Here is a 21,304-nt window from a genome sequence, read left to right as displayed (position 1 = left end):
ACATAGAGGCGTTATGTAGTCTTACGCGGGCTTTCGCCCACGCCGCAGAAAGTGTTAACTTATAACACTTTCTGCTTACTCCAGCTCGCCGCGCCCAGCGGCGAGCACTGCCTTCAAGAAGACTTTTTCGTCCGATGAACAAGTACCTCGCGTCCGGCCTGTGCCTGCTCGCCCTGCATACCAGCGCCCAGGCCCTGACTCTGCCCGCCAGCCCCGTCACTGCACCTGCCGTGGACGATGACCACGTCGACCTCAAGACCCCGACCACCGCTGGCTCGCGCCTGAACCTCAGCGCCCTGCAAACCCCCGGCAGCGTCGAGAGCCAGACCGGCGTGCAGATCCGCGAACGCGGCGACGCCAGTGTGCAGGACGCGATTTCCCGCGCCACCGGCATCAGCCGCACCGGCACGCCGGGCGATGGCGGCACCTCGTTGTCGGCCCGGGGTTTTACCGGCCAGGGCTCGGTGATGCAGTTGTATGACGGCAACCGCATGTACATGGGCATGGGCACCTCGACCTTCCCGGTGGACACCTGGTCGCTGGAGCGCGTCGACGTACTGCGCGGCCCGGCCTCGGTGCTGTACGGCGAAGGCGCCACCGGTGCGGTGATCAACACCGTGCCGAAAAAGCCTTTCGAGGGCGAGATCGAAAACCACATCCGCCTCGGCTACGGCTCGTATGATCGCCAGCAACAAGCCGTGGACAGCGGCGGCTCGCTGACCGACACCCTGAGCTACCGCCTGAACCTCAATCGCCTGCGCAGCAACGGATTCATCGACCGCGGAGACTCCAGCAGCGACTTCGTCAGCGGTGCCCTGCGCTGGCGGGCGGCAGACAACCTGAGCTTCACTTTCGCCAGCGACTACGGCGACCAGCGCCCGCAGAACTACTTCGGCACACCGCTGATCAACGGCCAGTTGCACAAGGGCCTGCGCGACAAGAACTACAACGTCAGCAACGACACCCAGCACTACAACGACCAGTGGACGCGCCTGACCAGCGAGTGGCAGATCAACGACAGCGTCAGCGCCACCAACGAGCTGTATTACCTGAAAAACCAGCGTCGCTGGCAGAACGCGGAGAACTACAACTTCATCGGCGGCCAACTGACCCGCAGCGGCAACTATGGCATCAAGCACAACCAGGAACAGGTGGGCGACCGCCAGACCTTCACCTTCAAGCACAGCCTGTTCGGCCTCGACAGCCAGACCGTGACCGGCGTGGAATACAACCGTATCCGCTTCCGCCTGGCCAGTAACTCGCCGTTTACCGACACGTTTGCCAGCGGCCAACCCATCGACGTGAACCACCCCGCGCCGGGCCAGTTCGCCAGCAACGACCCTTTCAAGCCGCTGTTCGCCAGCACCACCAAAACCGTCGCCGGCTTCGCGGAAAACCGCCTGCAGCTCACCGACCAACTGTCGCTGATCACCGGCATCCGCCGCGACTACGCGCACATCGACCGTGATGACCTGCGCACCGGCAGCCAGTCCGACAAGACCCTTACCGGCAATAACTGGAAGGCGGGCCTGGTCTACGCGATCACGCCCGACACCTCGGTCTATGGCCAGTACGCCACCAGCACCGACGGCGTCGGTGGCCTGATTTCCCTGAGCCCGGGCCAGCAGCAGTTCGACCTGTCCACGGCCAGGCAGACCGAGATCGGCATCAAACAGGCCTTCTGGGACCAGCGCGGCGAATGGACGTTGGCGGCGTATCACATCGTCAAAAAGAAACTGCTCACCGACGTGCCGGGCAACCCGAGCCTGCAGCAGCAAGTCGGCCAGCAATCCTCCCGTGGCCTGGAAGCCAGCCTCGACCTGCAACTGCCCCACGCCTGGCAACTGCAAGCCAACGCGGCCATCGTGCATGCGCAGTACGACGACTTCAAACAGGACGTCAACGGCGTGCAGGTGTCCCGCGACGGCAACCGCCCGGTGGACGTCCCACGTCGCACCGCCAACCTGTGGCTGAGCAAGGCGGTGACCGACGATATCCGCGCCGGTGCCGGTGTGCGTTATGTGGATGCACGTTATGCCGACATGGCCAACCAGAATGAGTTGCCCAGCTACACCGTGGTCGATGCCACCGTGTCGTGGAAAGCCCTGCGCAACACCACCCTGGGCCTGCAGTTGAACAACCTGTTCGACCGCACCTACGCCGTCAGCCAATACAACGACGGCCAGCAGTGGATCCTCGGCGAACCACGCTCGTTCTTTGTCACGGCGGACTACACCTTCTGATGACCGCACTCACCCTCAGCGACCTGGCCTGGACCCCGCCGGGGCATGACCATTGTCATCACCAGTTCCAACTGCGTGACGCCAGCCTGCAAGTCGGTGCGGGAGAGTTCGTCGGCCTGATCGGGCCTAACGGCAGCGGCAAGACCAGCCTGTTGCGCTGCGCCTACCGGTTCAGCAAACCGGCGTGCGGCGACGTGTTGCTCGACCATCAGAACGTGTGGAAACAGAGTTCGAAATGGTGCGCGCAACGCATTGCCGTGGTGCTGCAGGAGTTCCCGGATGCGTTCGGCCTGCGCGTCGATGAAGTGGTCGCCATGGGCCGTACGCCGCACAAGGGCCTGTTCGACGGCGACACGCTGCACGACCGGCAGTTGATCCACCAGGTACTGGCGTCAGTCGGCATGCACGGCTTCGAGGATCACGCTTTCGCCACCCTGTCCGGGGGTGAAAAGCAACGTGTGATCCTGGCCCGCGCCCTGGCCCAGCAACCGCAATTGCTGATCCTCGACGAGCCGACCAACCACCTCGACCCGCGCTACCAACTGGAGCTGCTGCGGCTGGTCAAGCGCCTGCACATCGGCACCCTGGCGAGCATTCACGACCTCAACCTGGCCGCCGCCTTCTGCGATCGCCTGTATGTGATCAACCACGGGCGCATCGTCGCCAGCGGCACGCCCCATGAGGTGCTGACCCGCGAACTGCTGCGCGATGTGTTTGGCGTCGAAGCGTTGATCGATCCCCACCCGCTGTCCGGCTACCCCCGAATCACCTGGATAACCCAACCATGATCCTGCGTTCGCTGCTTGCCACTACCTTGTTGTTCAATGCCACCGGGGCACTCGCCGAAGCGACCCACTACCCGGTGACCATCAAGAGCTGCAACCGCGACGTGACCTTCCAGGAAGCGCCGAAACACGCGGTCAGCCACGACATCAACATGACCCAGATGATGCTCGCCCTCGGCCTCAAGCCGAGCATGGCCGGTTACAGCGGCGTTACCGGCTGGAAGTCGGTCACGCCGGAAATGGCCGGGCTGCTCGACGGCCTGCCGGAGCTGGCGAGCAAGTATCCCTCGGTGGAAACCCTGCTCAACGCCAATGTGGATTTCTTCTTCGCCGGCTGGGACTACGGCATGCGCGTGGGCGGCGACCTCACGCCAAACACGCTGCAACCCTTGGGCATCAACGTGTATGAGCTGACCGAATCCTGCGCCTTCGTGATGAAGCGCCCGGCCGCGACCCTGGAAGACACCTATAACGACCTGCGCAACCTGGGCAGGATTTTCGATGTGCAGGAACGCGCCAATGCCTTGATCGCGCAGATGCAGGCGCAGGTCGCCGAGGTGCAACAGGACCTGCCCGCCGACAAGCCCCGGGTGTTCCTCTACGACAGCGGTGAAGACCGCGCCATGACCTCCGGCCGCCTGGGCATGCCCCAGGCGCTGATCGACGCGGCGGGCGGGCGCAACATTCTCGATGACATCGACGCCAGTTGGACCCGGGTCAACTGGGAGACCGTGGTGGAGCGCAACCCGCAGGTGATCGTGATCGTCGACTACAGCGAAGTCACTGCCGAGCAGAAGGAGCAATTCCTGCTCAACAACCCGGCGCTGCAAGCGGTGGATGCGATCCGCAACCAGCGCTTTATCGTGATCCCTTACGTGCAGGCCACGCCGGGTATCGACAACGTGCTGGCGGTGGAAACCCTGGCCAAGGGGTTCCACGGCGAATGATCACCCGTCGCTATGGGCTGCTGCTCGCCGCGCTTGGCGCGGTGCTGCTGGTCTCCTGCGTGCTCTCGCTGGGCTTCGGCCCGGCACGGGTGCCAGTGGACGTCGTGTGGCGCATCCTGCTGTACAAAGCGCTCGGCATCGGTCAAGCGAATTGGCCGGCCGGGCAGGAACATATCGTGTGGCTGATCCGTGTACCGCGCATGCTGCTCGGCGCGCTGGTGGGCGCCGGGCTGGCGTTGATCGGCGCGGTGTTGCAGGCGGTCACGCGCAACCCGCTGGCCGATCCGCACCTGCTTGGTGTCACGTCCGGCGCCACCCTGGGCGCGGTGATCGTGGTGCTGCATGTGGGCGAAGTCATCGGCCTGCTGACCTTGCCCATCGCCGCGTTTGTCGGGGCATTGGCGAGCATGCTGGTGGTGTTGGCCGTGGCCAGTCGCAACGGTCGCCTGGAAAGCGATCGTCTGTTGCTGTGCGGTGTGGCGGTGTCCTTTGTGATGATGGCGGCGGCCAATCTGCTGCTGTTCATGGGCGACCATCGCGCCGCCTCGGCGGTGATGTTCTGGATGCTCGGCGGCCTCGGCCTGGCGCGCTGGGAGCTGCTGGCGATTCCGGCGCTGACGGTACTGCTGGGACTTCTGGTGCTGCTGGGCATGGCACGCCCGTTGAACGCGCTGATGGCCGGCGAACAGACCGCCGTGACCCTCGGCCTGAACGCCCGCACCGTGCGGCTGAAGGTGTTCCTGGTGGCCTCATTGATGACCGGTGTGCTGGTCTCCATCAGCGGCTCCATCGGTTTTGTAGGGCTGATGGTGCCGCACATCGCCCGGCGTCTCGTCGGTGCCGAGCATCGCCGCCTGCTGCCGATCTGCGTGCTGCTGGGCAGTCTGTTCCTGGTCTGGGTCGACGTGGCCGCCCGCACGCTGATCGCCCCTGAAGACCTGCCCATTGGTGTCGCCACGGCGGCCATCGGCGGGTTGTTTTTCATCGGCCTGATGCGTCGGCACTGAGGGACTCACAGTTCATTCCGCAATGGACGCTGGGTGGGCCCGCCAGGTAGTTTCAGGTCGCCACGCAACACACCGCGCTGGGTCCAGAACTCACCGCGGTGCAACACCCGCACCCGCCCCCTGCGCGCCAGCTCACCAATCACTTGGGAGGGTACGGGCGCGGACGCCGTGTAGCCACCCTCAGCGGTCCACTTGCCGGTGGTCGTCAGCAGCTTGTATTCCGCCTGGTCGAAGTGCGGCGTATAGCTGAGTAAGGCACCGTCCCGAGCCGTCAGGTAAAAGCCGTTGATAGCCAGCCCTTGCTGCTTGAGCGTGTGAATGTAGAACGCCAATTCACGAAAACTGACGAAGTATTCGCCATACGAGCGCTCGCCCCCAAGCAGCGGCTGATCCAACCCGGCGTGGAACAGCAGGTGCGCCGCCCAGACTTGCCAGCCCTCGGGCCAAGGCTGCTTCACGAACAACACGGGAGCTACTGCCGATGGAAAACCGCTGTCCGGCGACGCCAGCACCGCTGCGTGCTTGCCCATTGCCCCATTGCTTTCCAGCAACGCGCTGATCGCTTGCTGGCCGGTAAAACGCCCCGCGTGTTGATGCACGAATCCCGCCGCGTCGTCCCCGTGCGCATGAATCGGCCCCAGCGCCCAGCGGCTGCCGAAAGGTTCGGCGCCACGGGAACGCCCCGGTTGCCACAGCGCATCCACTTTACCGGCGCCCGGCCAATTTTCGCTGGGCACCAGGATATGCAAATCGCCCGCTGCCGCCATGCGCCGGATGAAGTCGCGCGGGCTGAGCAGCCGCAGGCGCAACTTGAGGTCATCGCCGTACGCGGTAAAGCGCGGGTCGCGCACCACAAACCGCAGCAGCGCACCGTCCGCGCAAGACAGGTACAGAGGCAGCGCGTCACGGCCTTGCACCGCGTGCACTTGGTACATCGCTTCGATCAGCCGGGACGGCGAGAACAAACCCTGATAGACACTGTCGCCCGCCCGCGACGGACTGCCGGGAGCAACATCGGACGATGACTGCGCACACAGGTAAAGGCCGGCCAATTTGTAGCGATACGGATAACCGGCATCACTGAATACTCGACGGTGGGCCAGGCTGGAGCCCCCGTCCTCGACCGGCAACGTCGCGATGAAATGCCCGTTGCTGGTTGACTCCAGCACATAACCGAACTGGAATTCGGTGCGCGCACCGACAAGCTCGTGGGCGTAGCGTGCGGCGTCATCGGCCTGGGCATGCACCGGGCTGCACGCAGGGTCGTGACGCGCCCTCACATAGGCGTCATCGGTCGACGTCGCCGCTGCATGGGGGCGCCAACTGCGCACCGCGCCTTCGTCGCCCCACAGCGTACTGCCTTGCACGACCTGTAAGTCGAAGGTCATGGCGACACGGTTGACGTATTCGGTGGGGGTCAACCTGCCTTCTCGTACCAGGCGTTCAAGCTTGCCGTTGAACCAGTCATGGAGATTGCGCGGGCGCGTGACCAGGTCGGCCTGAGTCACCAACGGGGCTTTTTCGTCAGGACGGCTTTTCAAGCGCAGCAATGCACCATCGGCGGCCAGCCAGTAGTGAGCCATGCGCGCCCGCTCGGTCAAGAAGGTTTGCGCCAGCGCACGGGTGGAAAACATGTTGCCGTACACCTGTGACTGCTCAGGCGACAGCACGAACGGCCACTGCTCCACCGGCCTCGCGTAGTAACTGGCCACCGGCGACGTACGCAAGGGATGTTCCCCACGGGTGGTCAGCTCATCGGGAAAGATCCATTTCAGATCAAAGCTGTCGTCAGGCACCCCTAACGGTTCGGTGGCGAAGAACCAGCCATCATCGCGCCGCAGGATAAGCCCGCCATAGGGCTGGTCGATGCTGGTCGGCACGCGACGGCGTATATAACGTGCCGCGTCGTCCATCGACAGGAAGGCCGGGCTCAGGCGGCGGCGCACCAAATGTTCGTAGGGCGTCCACAGCCCCGTCACCTGGCCATAGCTGTCCCAGCACGCGCTTGTGCGGATCACGTCCAGACGCCCCGAAGTGGCGACATCACGGGCAAATTGCAGGGGTTCCAGGGTGCCGATAGTGAGCTTGGCCCGCACAGTCGCAGCATCGTCGCCGCTACTGTTGGCCTCGAACAAGCCTTGGTTGGAGGGGGACTGATAACGCAGCAGGGCACCCTCCGGCACTGCGATGTACACCGGCGCGCCGAGGGGCGGGCGCAGCGCATTGACCCGGGCCTGGAAAAGCGCCTCGCTCAAGTCTTCCGGTTCGATGAAAAAGCGTTGCAGCCAGCCGGCGTTGCCGTTGCCGATCCACGGTTTGCTGTAATAGAGGCTATGGCAGTCGAAATCGTCAGGCAGCTCGTCGCCATACAGCTTATTAAGGGCAAACAGCGCCGATTGCCGGGTCACAGGGAATAGCTCACTGCCGACATACTCTTCCCTGAGCCGGTGCTTGAGGATGAATGCAAAATACCGGCTGACATGATCTTCCCCCTGGTAATGGGGGCGGTGTTGATAGAGGTAGTCGGCGGCCGCGTCGGCGCTGGCGAAGATCGGCCCATGGCTGACCCTCTGCGGACGCTGGAAGGTCAGCAAGCGCACCCACGGCCCCCAATCCAGTTCGACGGGATCGGCGGGCCCCCAGAGCGCATTGCCGAGCACTATCCGCAGCGTCCCGGACTCGGCCAGTGCGCGGACCACGTCGGCCGGCTTGAGCTTGCCCTGCTCCAGTTTTTGGTTGATCGCGCTTTGCTTGCCCGCCGCCTCGGCGGACCATTGTTGGCGCCATGCCGGGGTGGTGATTGAAGGAGCCAGGGCCAGCAGGCAGTCTTCGGTGCCAGACAAGTAACCCACCTGCCCCGTTGCCAACAGGTCGGCCACATCGTCGGGAAGGAACATCTGGGCGTTCAGCTCGGTTTCCTGGCGGGTCCACTGGCGCTGGGTCGCAATGGCCGGGTCTGTCAGCGACAGGGCGGTCCGCGACCCGTAGCGGCCATGCAACTGGTGGCCGGGATGCAGGATAATCGGCATTTTCTGGCGGTCCAGCGGATAGAGCCCGGTGAAAGCGAACGGACGTGGCCCGGACGGCACCGGCTCGGTCACCACGAAACGGCCATCGGCCCGCTTGAGGATCATCCCGCCATGGACATGCTCACGCTGGCACCCTATCTGCACATGGGCATAGCGCGCAGCGTCGTCCGCGGTCAGGAATGCCGAGCTCAATTCCGGCAACGGGAACCGCGAGTAAGGCGTCCAGGTATCGTCCACCACGCCGCTGCGATCCCATAACACGCTGGTCTTTTCCACCGTCAGCTCACCGGCCCTGGCCACTTGCCGGACAACGTCACGGGTCAGCAGCGTGCCTTCGTGTAACTTGTCCTGGATGCCGTTGTCCGTCACTGTGCCGTCGGCCGCCTGGGTGAACAATTGGGACTCGGCGGCCGAACCCGAGAAGCGATAACGCAGGATCGCTTCGTCGCGCATACGAATGTACAGCGAGCCCCCCAGCGTGGGCTGCGGCCCCCGCCTGTACTGGCGGAATTGCGCGATATGTTGCGCCAACTCCAGGGGGCTGACGAAGTTCTTGTACAGCCAGGCTTCCTGGTCTGGGTACTGCCCCGGCAAAGGCCGGGAGTGGAAGTAGATACCATGCAGGTGACAGCCGGCGGGCAATACGGGCAATGCATCGCCAACCGTGGCCATCAGCTCGGGCTCGCCAGCCAGGTAGCCCTCGTTGCCGTCGCGTTGCAGGATCAACACACGCTGCTTGACCGTCGGCTTGCGCTGGATGCGCGACCAGGCGTGCGCCAGAGCCTGGTCCTTGTCGGCAAACACCGGTCCGCAAGGCAACGGCAGCGGCGGCGCCTTGAATGGCTTGTAGGGTTCCCAGCCCGTGGGAACCTCCCCTACCGAATCCCCCCAGACAGGAATGGACGCCAAAAAGCTCAGGCGCCCAAGCGATGCCAACTTCTTGTAGTAGCCGATCATGTCTCCGGCGTGGGCATGGGGTGAATCAAATCCGCCTTCTCGGTAGCGCAACCAGCGCCCGTACTCGGCACCCGCCGTAGAGTCATCAGGCTCGAACTTGATCAAGGTCCCGTCGGGCCCCGACAGGTAGGCGCTTTTGAACTTATGGCGATCCTGAAAGAGGAAGATGATGTCCGGCTCGGAAAAAAAACCCTGGAAGGCTTTCACTTCGCTCGCCGACCACTTGGGGTTCTGCTGCATTACCCACTCGGTCATGTTCGGGTGGGTATGCCAGCTGCCGACGATGCGCAAACCTTCTGGATCGATGAAGTCCTCGGTGACCGGGTCGCGATCCAGCAACAGGTTGAAATTGAAGACCGTGGGCCGATCGGAGATGGGCTCACTGGCCAGGTAAAGACCGTCGGATAAGCGCTGCAGAATGACGCTGGCGTGCTCCAGCTTCAAGGGTTGGGCGATGCGCCCGTGGATATAACGGACCACATCGTCCGCACTGATAAAGGCCGGCGTCAACGTGCCCAGCTTGGCATGCCCCTGTGGGATAGCTGCACGCTCCGCGCGCGGTGGTTTGTCGTCCATGAGGACACCTCGTAACAGAATCGAAGGATCTACCATCCTCCCTGCGCGCGTTTTGCAGGTGCTAAATAGTTAGCCGGCACCTCGCACCAAAATAACGCCCCGCCTGCACCGCCGGCCCCGTCGAGCGCCGTTTCAGTGCGCATCACTGCACCGGCCCACCGGGATACCGCCCTGGCGCCTGCCCCCTGAGCGACCGGGCACAGCCTTTGCAATCGTCCCTGCATCTGTCCAACAACAACACTTGGGTTCACGGAGATCGCACCATGAAACGTCGCAGCTTGATCAAGGCTTTCACACTGTCGGCATCCATCGCCGCCATGGGCATGAGCTGGACCCTCCAGGCCGCCGAGACCATCAAGGTCGGCATCCTGCATTCGTTGTCCGGCACCATGGCGATTTCCGAGACGTCCCTGAAAGACATGGCGTTGATGACCATCGACGAGATCAACGCCAAGGGCGGCGTGAACGGCAAGATGCTCGAACCGGTGGTGGTCGACCCGGCGTCCAACTGGCCGCTGTTCGCCGAGAAGGGCCGCCAGTTGCTGACCCAGGACAAGGTCGCCGTGGTGTTCGGCTGCTGGACTTCGGTGTCGCGCAAATCGGTGTTGCCGGTGTTCGAAGAACTCAACGGCCTGCTGTTCTACCCGGTGCAATACGAAGGCGAAGAGATGTCGCCGAACGTGTTCTATACCGGCGCGGCGCCCAACCAGCAGGCGATCCCGGCGGTGGAGTACCTGATGAGCGAAGAAGGCGGTGCGGCCAAGCGCTTCTTCCTGCTGGGCACCGACTACGTGTACCCGCGCACCACCAACAAGATCCTGCGCTCGTTCCTGCACTCCAAGGGCGTCGCGGATAAGGACATCGAAGAGGTCTACACCCCGTTCGGGCACAGCGACTACCAGACCATCGTCGCCAACATCAAGAAGTTCTCCGCCGGCGGCAAGACCGCGGTGATCTCCACCGTGAACGGCGACTCCAACGTGCCGTTCTACAAAGAGCTGGCCAACCAGGGCCTGAAAGCCACCGATGTACCAGTGGTGGCGTTCTCGGTGGGCGAAGAAGAATTGCGTGGTATCGACACCAAGCCCCTGGTGGGCAACCTGGCGGCCTGGAACTACTTCCAGTCGGTGGAGAACCCGGTGAACAAGAAGTTCGTGGCCGACTGGAAAGCCTACGCCAAGAAACACAACCTGCCGGGCGCGGATAAAGCCGTGACCAACGACCCGATGGAAGCCACCTACGTGGGCATCCACATGTGGGCGCAGGCTGCCGAGAAAGCCAAGTCCACCGATGTCGACAAAGTGCGCGAAGCCCTGGCCGGCCAGACCTTCGCCGCGCCATCGGGCTTTACCCTGACCATGGACAAGACCAACCACCATCTGCACAAGCCGGTGATGATCGGCGAGATCCAGGCCGATGGGCAGTTCTCGGTGGTGTGGCAGACCCAGGAGCCGATCCGCGCACAACCGTGGAGCCCTTACATCCCCGGCAATGACAAGAAGCCGGACTATGCGGTGAAAAGTAACTAAGCCCCAAGCGCAGATAAAAATGTGGGAGGGGGCTTGCCCCCGATAGCTGAGTGTCAGGCTCTGCATGTGCTGACTGACCCACCGCCATCGGGGGCAAGCCCCCTCCCACATCAAGCTTGCGCGTGATCAGGACATTTTGTTATGCCTACTGCCCTGTACCGCTTCATCCTCACGGCCCTGCTGTTGCTGCCTTTGGCCGCACACGCCAGCGACGCCGAAGACTTCCTGGCCGCCAACCCCACCCAACAAGCCAAACTGCTCCAGGACTGGGCCGCCCAGCCTGACCCGGCGCGCATCGAGCTGGTGGACGCCCTGCAACAAGGTCAGCTCACCGTCAACGGTGAGACCAGGACCGTACGCCTGAACAACCGCCTGCGCGGCCTGATCGATAACGTGCAGGCCAGCCAGCAACTGCTCGCCGCCGACCCCAAGGTGCGTCTGGCCGCCGCGAAGACCTTGCAGAAAAGCGCGCAACCCGCGCAGTTGAAATTCCTCGACCAGCAAGTCGCCACGGAAACCGATGAGCAGGTGCACAGCGCCCTCAGCCTGGCACTGGCCAACCTGCAACTGGTCGACACCGACCCGGCCATTCGCCTGAATGCCGTGCGTTTGCTCGGCAGTACCGGCGATCCGCTGGCCCGCACGCGCCTGGAAGCCCTGCTTGCGCCGGGCGTTGAAAGCGATGCTGCCGTACATACCGCCGCCGAAACCAGCCTGGCCCAGGTCAAGCGCAAATTGATGATCGGCGAACTGCTCGGGCAAGCCTTCAGCGGCATGTCCCTGGGTTCGATCCTGCTGCTCGCGGCCCTGGGCCTGGCGATCACCTTCGGCCTGCTTGGCGTGATCAATATGGCCCACGGCGAGATGCTGATGCTGGGTGCCTACTCCACCTACGTGGTGCAACTGCTGATGCAACGCTACGTACCGGCGGCCATCGAGCTCTACCCATTGGTCGCGCTGCCGGTGGCGTTCTTCGTCACCGCCGCCATCGGCATGGCCCTGGAGCGCACGGTGATCCGTCACCTCTACGGGCGGCCCCTGGAAACCCTGCTGGCGACCTGGGGCATCAGCCTGATGCTGATCCAACTGGTGCGCCTGGTGTTCGGCGCGCAGAACGTCGAGGTGTCCAACCCGGCGTGGTTGTCCGGTGGTATCCAGGTGCTGCCCAACCTGGTGCTGCCGTACAACCGCATCGTGATCATCGCCTTTGCGCTGTGCGTGGTACTGCTGACCTGGCTGCTGCTGAACAAGACCCGCCTGGGCCTCAACGTGCGTGCGGTCACCCAGAACCGCAACATGGCCGCCTGCTGCGGCGTGCCCACCGGGCGCGTGGACATGCTCGCGTTTGGCCTGGGTTCGGGTATTGCAGGTCTGGGCGGGGTCGCTCTGAGCCAGATCGGCAACGTCGGCCCGGACCTGGGCCAGAGCTACATCATCGACTCGTTCCTGGTGGTGGTGCTTGGCGGCGTCGGTCAGTTGGCCGGCAGCGTCACGGCGGCGTTCGGCCTGGGCATCGCCAACAAAATCCTGGAACCGCAGATCGGTGCCGTGCTCGGCAAGATCCTGATCCTCGCGCTGATCATTCTGTTTATCCAGAAACGCCCGCAGGGACTCTTCGCACTGAAAGGACGGGTGATCGACTGATGAACCAGCCATTGATGCTCACGGCCACACAAAAGGCCGGCCCCAAGCTGACGATCGCCCTCGGCGCGGTGATCCTCGCGGCGCTGCTCGCGCTGCCGCTGCTGTCGCTGTTGCCGCCGGACAATCTCTTTCATGTCTCGGCCTATACCTTGACCCTGGTGGGCAAGATCCTCTGCTACGCCATTGTCGCCCTCGCCCTCGACCTGGTGTGGGGCTACGCGGGCATGCTGTCCCTCGGACACGGCCTGTTCTTTGCGCTGGGCGGTTATGCCATGGGCATGTACCTGATGCGCCAGGCCGCCGGCGATGAGTTACCGGCGTTCATGACCTTCCTGTCGTGGACCGAACTGCCGTGGTACTGGGTGGGCACCGAGCACTTCCTCTGGGCCTTGTGCCTGGTGGTGCTCGCGCCAGGGTTGCTGGCGCTGGTGTTCGGCTTCTTCGCCTTCCGTTCGCGGATCAAGGGCGTGTACTTCTCGATCATGACCCAGGCCCTGACCTTCGCCGGCATGCTGCTGTTTTTCCGCAACGAGACCGGCTTTGGCGGCAACAACGGCTTCACCAATTTCCGCAGCATCCTCGGGTTTGGCATTACCGAGCCGGGCACGCGGGCGGTGCTGTTTGTCGCCACCGTCGCCTTGCTGGTGGCCAGCCTGTACATCGGCTGGCGCCTGGCGCAGAGCAAGTTCGGCCGGGTGCTGACCGCGCTGCGCGATGCCGAGAACCGCCTGATGTTCTGCGGCTACGACCCGCGTGGTTTCAAGCTGTTCGTGTGGGTGTTGAGCGCGGTGTTGTGTGGTTTGGCCGGGGCGCTGTATGTGCCGCAGGTGGGCATTATCAACCCCAGCGAAATGTCGCCGACCAACTCCATCGAAGCCGCCGTGTGGGTGGCCCTGGGCGGGCGCGGCACGCTGATCGGCCCATTGCTCGGCGCTGGCGTGGTCAATGGCATGAAGAGCTGGTTCACCGTGGCCTTCCCGGAGTACTGGCTGTTCTTCCTCGGGGCGCTGTTCATCCTCGTCACCCTGTACCTGCCCAAGGGCATTATCGGCCTGTTGAAGAAATGAGGAACGTCATGCTGGAACCCATTTTCGATGCGGGCAGCGGCCGCGACGCCATCGGCCTTGGCCAGGCGGCCGGCAAGGGCCTGAACACCCGCCACGGCACCATCCTGACCCTGGAAGACATCAGCGTGAGCTTTGATGGCTTCAAGGCACTCAACGCCTTGAACCTGTACATCGGCGTCGGCGAACTGCGCTGCATCATCGGCCCCAACGGCGCGGGCAAGACCACGCTGATGGACGTGATCACCGGCAAGACCCGGCCCAGCCACGGCACCGCCTGGTTTGGCGAAAACCTCGACCTGACCGGCATGAGCGAAGTGCAGATCGCCCAGGCCGGCATCGGTCGCAAGTTCCAGAAACCCACGGTGTTCGAGGCCCTGAGCGTGTTCGAGAACCTGGAACTGGCGCAGAAGACCGACAAATCGGTGTGGGCCAGCCTGCGCGCACGCCTGAGTGGCGAGCAGAAAGATCGCATCGATGAAGTACTCGACACCATCCGCCTGACCGCCTGCGCACCGCGCCAGGCCGGGTTGCTGTCCCACGGCCAGAAGCAGTTCCTGGAAATCGGCATGCTGCTGATGCAGGACCCGCAACTGTTGCTGCTGGACGAACCCGTGGCGGGCATGACCGACGCCGAGACCGAATTCACCGCCGAACTGTTCAAGCGCCTGGCGGGCAAGCATTCGCTGATGGTGGTGGAGCACGACATGGGCTTTGTCGGCTCGATTGCCGACCATGTGACGGTGTTGCACCAGGGCAGTGTGCTAGCCGAAGGGTCGCTGGAGCAGGTGCAAGAGAATGAGCGGGTGATCGAGGTTTATCTCGGCCGATAAGGCTGCCACAGACTGGTTTATGTAGGAGCTGGCTTGCCTGCGATGACGACGGATCAGCCAAACAGTTGTCACTGATAGTCCGCTATCGCAGGCAAGCCAGCTCCCACATTTGAATCGGTTCCCACAGGGGGATCGAGGAGGTTTTGGATATGTTGCAAGTCGACAAGCTGCACCAGTACTACGGCGGTAGCCACATTCTGCGCGGGCTGTCCTTTGACGTGAAGGTCGGCGAAGTCACCTGCCTGCTCGGGCGCAACGGCGTGGGCAAGACCACCTTGCTCAAGTGCCTGATGGGCCTGTTGCCGGCCAAGGAAGGCGCGGTGACCTGGGAAGGCCGGGCCATCACGGCGTTCAAGCCGCACCAGCGGGTGCACGCCGGTATCGCCTACGTACCCCAGGGCCGGGAAATCTTTGGCCGGCTGACGGTGGAAGAAAACCTGCTGATGGGGCTGTCGCGTTTTGGCGCGAAGGAGGCCAGGGAGGTGCCGGCCTTTATCTACGAATTGTTCCCGGTGTTGCTGCAAATGAAACACCGGCGCGGCGGCGACCTGTCCGGTGGCCAGCAACAACAATTGGCCATCGGCCGCGCTCTGGCCAGCCGGCCGCGCCTGTTGATCCTCGATGAGCCCACCGAAGGCATCCAGCCTTCGGTGATCAAGGAAATCGGCGCGGTGATCCAGAAGCTCGCCGCACGCGGTGACATGGCGATCCTGCTGGTGGAGCAGTTCTACGATTTCGCCGCCGAGCTGGCCGACCAGTACCTGGTGATGTCCCGGGGCGAGATCGTGCAGCAGGGGCGCGGAGACCAGATGGAAAGCGAGGGTGTGCGTGGCCTCGTCACGATCTGAGTTGAGCCTGCTGCGCTTTACGCAACGCCATCAAAAACCGTGAGGCGACATGCCCCTTGGGCTGCCAGAAACGGTCGGGCTCCAACACATGCAACCGGCCGGAATTGAACAAGACCGTGAGGACTTCGCTGGTCTTGAGCCGGGGTTTGTCCGATACGGGGTCGATCCAGCCAGACAGCAACAGGTCGTGCTCGACGCGCTCGAAACTGGGCGCGTAGACCAACAGGGCGCCATTTCTGGGAGTGAAGTAGTAGCGGGCGCCAGCCACTTTATCCTGCCTTAACATGTCGACCACAAACCGAAACTCCCTCTGTGAGATAAAGTTTTCGGCGATGGCTTGTTCATGTCGGTCACTCAGGCGCTCCAGGCTGACGTCCCATTTATGCAGTTGCTGCACCCCCATGACGTGATAGCCCTCGGGGTATCTGGGACGCGGTTGAGAGCCTTCAATCAGGTTCATCACCCCGCCAAACAGGTGCCGATAGGCACTCGTATTCATGCGCAACCCCACATAAACACTGGGACCACTGTCGTCCACCGGCTCACTGGCAAGATAACTGTTGCTCGCAGCATTTTTCAGGATAGCCCCCATGCTGGCCTTGCCTGGAACGGCCGGTGAGCGGCGCCACATATAACGCGCGGCATCGTCCGGGTGAGAAAACAGCGGCCCGAGCACCACCCGCGCATCCGGATCTTCGGCGACCGTAGTGGGTGCACCGTCACTCCAGGACTGTGACACCGGCCCTTGGCCTGCCCAGATTGCCCCCGTCACCAGCACCTCGAGCTGACCGGCCCGGGCGACCTGGCGTATGTAGTCTTGAGGGTTGAAGTTCCCATTCAACATGCGGATGTAGGCCTGCAACTGCGGTTCGGTGTCCCAGTCACTGTCCAGGCGTGAGGCACGGTATTTGAGCAGGGCGCTGTCGGCGCAGGACAGGTACAACGGCAGATAAGGCGCAGCCCCGGCATTTTTTTTCGTACGCACCACCGCTAACGCGGCACGCAGCAGGCTCGGCGGGATGAAGGCGTGATAGACCGGTGATGCCAATAATTCTTCCGGCTGCCGGGCCGGGGCGCACAGGTAGAGTGCCGCCACCGTACAGCCCACCGGCAAATGCCCGCCCAGCAACACCCTGTCATAGGGAAAACGCCGGTTCTCCCCGTCCACCGGTAGGCTGGCCATCCAGTGCCCATTGGCCAATTTGAAGATAAAACCGTAGGTCAGGCGATCTCGCTCTCCAGCGCGTTCATGGGCGTTGCGCGCAGCATCATCGATATGGCTGAACACCGGCCCCAAGGCACGATCGGCTGTGGCATGGATGAACCGATCAGGCGTGATAAAACCACGTGCAGGCAGCCATCCGCGGCCCAGCACCTGAGCGTTGCCCCATAGCGCGCTGCCTTGCACTACGGTCATCGAGGCGACCTCGAGCACCCGATTGACAAACTCGACAGGCGTCAGGCTACCGTCGCGCAGCTGTTTCTCGAGGGCATTGCTCAGCGGGTCGTGAGGCGTTTGCTCAGCCGGTGCCAATGCCCGCCGGAGTACATCAAGGTCATTGGCAAGCGGATCTTGCTGCGTCGCGTCCATTGCGCTTTTACAACTGAAACCGATCACCGAGCCATCCACCCCAAACAGGTACTCATGGCTCCACAGGTGCTGGCACGTAAGCGCCGTGCCCAGCACATCGGTGGAAAACATCGCTCGATAGACCGCCTCGCCATCCTCGTCCAGCACAAAGGAGGGCAGTACGTCTTGCCGCGAACGATAGCGCGCCACCAGGGTCATGCCTGGTGCCAACCAGTCCGCACGCACATCTTCATCGGGCAGGATCCATTTGGGATCGAAGTTTTCGGTCGCGACAGGCAGCGGCTCGGTGGCGACAAACAGGCCGTCGACGCGCTTGAGCAACAAGCCGCCGTACACCCTGTCTCGGCGATTGCCCAGGCGCTGGTGGGCGTAGCGCAGCGCATCTGCCTGGTGAAAGAACGCCGGGCTCAATGCCCTGCGACTGAAGTCGGCATAAGGGCCCCAATCGTTCCCTAGCCTGGCGATGTCCTCATCCCAGCATTCGCTGGGCACAAGCACGCTGAGCCAGCTCATGCCGATGACTTTTTTGACAAATTCCTGAGCCGACAACTGGCCACCACTTAGAAGGGTATGCACGTCTTCAAAGAGGCCGGAAGGTTGTTTTTCCGGATCAAACAACCGTGTCGAAACGGCCGTCTGGTATTGGAGTAGTGCAGTGTCCAGGGTTGAAATAAATACAGGCAAGGTCACGCTGCTGCCCTTGTCGCGCCAACGCCTGGCGGCCTGAAAGGCGCTGTACAAGTCCGCAGAAGACAAGAAATACCTGGCCAACCATCGCTGTGGATTTTGCAAATTATCGGGCATCCATCGGCGCACGTAGAACAGACCGTGAAGAGCAAACGCCGACGGGTAAATGAACGTTCCGTCATCCTGGCTACCAAACAAGCTCGCCAGGGTAAACAGCGGGTTGGTGGCATCTGCGGGAACAGCCTCACTCACCACATATTCATCTTTGTGGATGTGCTTGAGGAGAAAGGCAAAAGCCGTCTGCGCCGATTGATAGCTACGTCGCAACCGCATGTGAGCATCTATGACAGCAGATTTGGCAGTGGAAAACACCGCACCGAAGGCCGCCTGTTGCGGTTTTTCAAACGTCGCCGCTGGCGCGTAAGCGCGCCAGGTTGATGAAGCACCGCCAGGTAATCCCCACAAAGGGCTGCCGAGCACAATGCGCAAGCCGATGGCCGACAAGTGCCGCACTCTGGCCTGCGGCTCGCGGGGCGCCGAGGAGGTGTCTGGGTTCAATTCATCCAATTGCTCCTTGGCGCCCGTGAGATCAAAGGCAATCAGGGCGTCCTCGTCGCAGGAGAGGTAGCCGGTGGAGACCCAATGCCGGTTGCCGATGAGGTTGCGCAGATCAGCATCGCTGAACAGTTGCCAATCGACACTGGCCTGCTCACGTGACCAGCCGTTGCGCTGCATGCGGGCCTTGTCCAGCCGAGCAACCGACCGACATGACGCGTACTGCCCGTAAATCACATAGGGCTCAGGGACCAACAGCACACCGCTGTGGTCAGCAGGAAACACCGTGCCGATCGCAAACCGCTGCTCCTCCATGCACGCCACCGGCAGCGTGGCGACGAAACGCTGGTCGGGTGTCTTGAGGATGCAACCGCAGTATTCACCATAACGATCGGAACCCACCTGTTCATGGGCAAACCGTGCAGCATCATCGGCCTGCAGAAACGGTGGACTGAACTCCGGCATGCGGTAGCGCGCAAAGGGCCGCCAGTTTTGTTCCACGCGGCCTTGGACATCCCACAGCTTGCCAGCCACCAACACCGACAGCTCGCCCGCCGCCGCAACCCGAAGTACATATTCCGTGGGGGTCACGGCCCCAGAGCGCAAGCTCGCCTGATGGCCATTATCGTTGACCTCTCCGGTGGGCGTGACGTCATACAGCTGGCTCTCCAACCCCGTCCCGCTGAAACGGTATTGCAGCTGCGCGCCGTCCCGCGTGCTCAAGTAGAGCGTGCGCAGCGCCCGTTTCGATTCTCGGGCCTGGGCGATTGCAGCCGCCAGGTCCTGCGGCGCGACAAAGCTTTCGTACAACCAGTGTTGAAGCGTTTTCATCCCAAGGTCAGGCAGCGCCTGGTAGCATATCCCATGGACCTCATACCCCTCGGGTATCGCTGGATCGCCCTTGGCATCCTGGGTAAAAACCGACGACGGCGAAAACATCCGGTTACCGACGGGCGCAGGCTGCGTCGAGAAGTACGCTTGGGCCTCGGTAGCTTTCAAAATAAAGGCGACTTGTCGCAGCTGCGGCGTGAGGCCGAACTGCCCGTGTGCCACTTCTGCGGCCTGTTCCGGGAAAGGCACTATCCAGTTGTACGGCGGATCGACAGGAGACACGGAGACAAATGGCTCAAAGGCATTCCATGTCACAGGCAGCCTGCCACGGGAGTCGCCGAAGACAGCATTGGTCTCGATAACATGAAATTCACCCAGGCTTGCCATCTTGCTGACGACTTGCAAGGGCGTACCGCGGAAACCATCTACGCGAGGTTTGAAGACACCGGTGTCGATGATCGCTTTCAGCGCCGTATGAAACTCGCGCTCTTGTGGGCTGCCACTGCGTACATATTTGACCAGCGAACCCGCCGTGCCCGAATAGTAAAGGCAAGGAATGGGCTGACCATCCGCCGTCAGGCTGGCGACGTAGTTCCGATAGGGAATCGTCAGCGTCAACAGCAAACGCTCATCCAGCGAGCGCCCTCCTTCAACATCCGGCTGGGTAGCCAGCATCCGCTTCAATTCTTCAGGGTTGCTGCCCACGGCAACAAAAAAACCGTAATAGCGATAATCCGCAGGCAATGTCAGGACATCAAGAACGCGCCCTTTTGACAGCCCCATACTCACCAGCCGGTTGATGTCGGTAATCAGCCCGGTTGCCACAAACCTGCCGTCATTACGCTGCAGGATGTAGCCAAAATGGGAGATGTCACGCCGCAACACTTGCTGACTGAGGTATCGGGCAGCGTCATCGGGCCGGAGAAAATCCGGGCTGAAATGGGGTCTTAACTCTTCAAACCACGGATGAATCTTTCCTGCACGCGGCCAAATTACTCCGGCCTTCAGAACGGCCATCTCGCCCATGCTCGCCAAACGGTCAAAGTAACGGAACACCGTGAGCGCGCCGCTCTCGATCTGCCGCTGTGCGACCGCCCCGCCCTTGCCCAACAACAACGACTCGGCATCCGTTCCCGAGAACCTGTAACTGTTCAAGCCTCCATCGGGGAGCCTTTGCAACAGGGTCGGCGGACGCAGAGGGTCAAGTAGCGCGGGAGCGTCCGCCAGCAACTCGACGAGAGGTGCCAGGTGCGAAGGTAAAAAAGGTGGCTTGGTTTTATCGACCAGACGCATCAAGACGCCCTCGATCAGAAAGCCGGGCGGCAATTGCGTCTGACCGTCGGCACCACGCGGGAATAGTGTGTGCGGCTGGCCCCATTCATCCAAGGTGCCCTCGCCAGGCACATAGACGTATTCATCGAGGTCTGTTGCCTTGAGCAGATACCCCCAGAACGGCTGGTCAAACGCCTGGTCCGTGAAAGCAATCAGCTCTGACAGCTGGGAACGTGCGAAGACAGCGGAAAAGAGCGGTTGCATCCGCTCACGGCCCTTCAAGGGCTTGTTCTTCACCCACTCCTTGAGCACCCAGTCTTTGCTGACCTGCCCGCGCACACCGCCCCAGGCAGCGTTGGGCACCAGCACCCACAGTGCGCCGGCCTCGGCCACCTGCGGTACATAGTCCTTGAAAAAGTCGATCTCCGGGTTGCGGGCGGGGTCAAGCAAGGTAACGAACGCCTGCAATTTTGCCTGGGTCCGCACGACGAATTTCAACAAGGTGCCATCTGGCCCAGACAGATAATGCGCCGGGACGTGGCCGCTCAAGCGCAAGATGACCTGCATGTCGGGGTACGAAAACAAGCCTCGCAGAATTGAACGCTGCCTGGCCGGAAACATCCTTGAGGGAAAATCATCATCGGTATCAGGGTGGGAATGGTAAAACCCGGAGCAGGTGTAATCCGCCGGTAGAACCGGCTTGCCATCTCTGATCGGGATCACACTGTCGAGCGCTATCTGCTTGGTGGCACCCTGCTTTGGCACTGTCGCGAAGTACTGGCCGGCGTGCTTGAGAATCGCACCGCCGTACTCGCGATCGCGCTTGCTGCCTATCTGCGTGTGGGCCCAATACGCCGCATCATCGGCGCTGATAAAGGGTGGGCTGAGGGCGGGCATGTGCCCATC

At 62.4% G+C, this 21,304-nt stretch carries 11 protein-coding genes; 9 read left to right on the top strand and 2 right to left on the bottom strand.

Annotated features, from left to right (window positions below):
- Window positions 1-134 precede the first annotated feature (134 nt).
- From LUU92_RS03125 to LUU92_RS03110, 4 genes are read left to right on the top strand one after another with little or no spacing between them, the layout of a single operon-like run.
- Window positions 135-2,243 (top strand): TonB-dependent receptor, encoded by a 2,109-nt coding sequence (locus LUU92_RS03125; RefSeq protein ID WP_257103147.1) that lies wholly within the window; start codon window positions 135-137, stop codon window positions 2,241-2,243.
- Complete coding sequence (locus LUU92_RS03120; RefSeq protein ID WP_093530648.1) at window positions 2,243-3,031, top strand: ABC transporter ATP-binding protein; 789 nt, start codon at window positions 2,243-2,245, stop codon at window positions 3,029-3,031. Before LUU92_RS03125 ends, LUU92_RS03120 begins: the two co-directional genes overlap by 1 nt.
- Complete coding sequence (locus LUU92_RS03115; protein WP_257103146.1) at window positions 3,028-3,975, top strand: ABC transporter substrate-binding protein; 948 nt, start codon at window positions 3,028-3,030, stop codon at window positions 3,973-3,975. Before LUU92_RS03120 ends, LUU92_RS03115 begins: the two co-directional genes overlap by 4 nt.
- A complete protein-coding gene (locus LUU92_RS03110; RefSeq protein ID WP_257103145.1) occupies window positions 3,972-4,982 on the top strand; it encodes a FecCD family ABC transporter permease in 1,011 nt (336 codons plus the stop codon). Before LUU92_RS03115 ends, LUU92_RS03110 begins: the two co-directional genes overlap by 4 nt.
- Window positions 4,983-4,987: 5 nt before the next feature.
- On the opposite strand, the gene LUU92_RS03105 is transcribed toward LUU92_RS03110, so the two are convergent.
- The gene (locus tag LUU92_RS03105; protein ID WP_257103144.1) at window positions 4,988-9,544 is read right to left on the bottom strand and encodes a DUF4329 domain-containing protein; all 4,557 of its coding nucleotides are present in this window, start codon (window positions 9,542-9,544) and stop codon (window positions 4,988-4,990) included.
- A gap of 263 nt (window positions 9,545-9,807) precedes the next feature.
- Here LUU92_RS03105 and urtA point away from each other — a divergent pair, with 263 nt between their 5' ends.
- From urtA to urtE, 5 genes are all read left to right on the top strand, one after another.
- Window positions 9,808-11,073, top strand: a complete 1,266-nt coding sequence (urtA, locus tag LUU92_RS03100; protein ID WP_071491623.1) for an urea ABC transporter substrate-binding protein — start codon at window positions 9,808-9,810, stop codon at window positions 11,071-11,073.
- A 141-nt stretch (window positions 11,074-11,214) separates the two neighbouring features.
- Window positions 11,215-12,717, top strand: a complete 1,503-nt coding sequence (gene urtB / locus LUU92_RS03095; protein WP_071491624.1) for an urea ABC transporter permease subunit UrtB — start codon at window positions 11,215-11,217, stop codon at window positions 12,715-12,717.
- Entirely contained in the window at window positions 12,717-13,784 is a 1,068-nt protein-coding gene (urtC, locus tag LUU92_RS03090; RefSeq protein WP_071491625.1) for an urea ABC transporter permease subunit UrtC, read from the top strand. The genes urtB and urtC overlap by 1 nt, the downstream gene beginning before the upstream one ends.
- Window positions 13,781-14,614, top strand: coding sequence for an urea ABC transporter ATP-binding protein UrtD (gene urtD / locus LUU92_RS03085; RefSeq protein WP_172963310.1), 834 nt, complete (start codon window positions 13,781-13,783; stop codon window positions 14,612-14,614). Before urtC ends, urtD begins: the two co-directional genes overlap by 4 nt.
- A 149-nt stretch (window positions 14,615-14,763) precedes the next feature.
- Complete coding sequence (gene urtE, locus LUU92_RS03080; protein WP_071491627.1) at window positions 14,764-15,462, top strand: urea ABC transporter ATP-binding subunit UrtE; 699 nt, start codon at window positions 14,764-14,766, stop codon at window positions 15,460-15,462.
- On the opposite strand, the gene LUU92_RS03075 is transcribed toward urtE, so the two are convergent.
- Complete coding sequence (locus tag LUU92_RS03075) at window positions 15,452-21,295, bottom strand: DUF4329 domain-containing protein (protein WP_257103143.1); 5,844 nt, start codon at window positions 21,293-21,295, stop codon at window positions 15,452-15,454. The genes urtE and LUU92_RS03075 overlap by 11 nt on opposite strands.
- Between the last annotated feature and the right edge of the window lie 9 nt (window positions 21,296-21,304).

The organism is Pseudomonas extremorientalis (genome assembly GCF_024584605.1).
Lineage (GTDB): Bacteria > Pseudomonadota > Gammaproteobacteria > Pseudomonadales > Pseudomonadaceae > Aquipseudomonas > Aquipseudomonas extremorientalis.
Note: the sequence above shows the minus strand (reverse complement) of the source record. Positions and strands in the feature narration are given on the sequence as shown.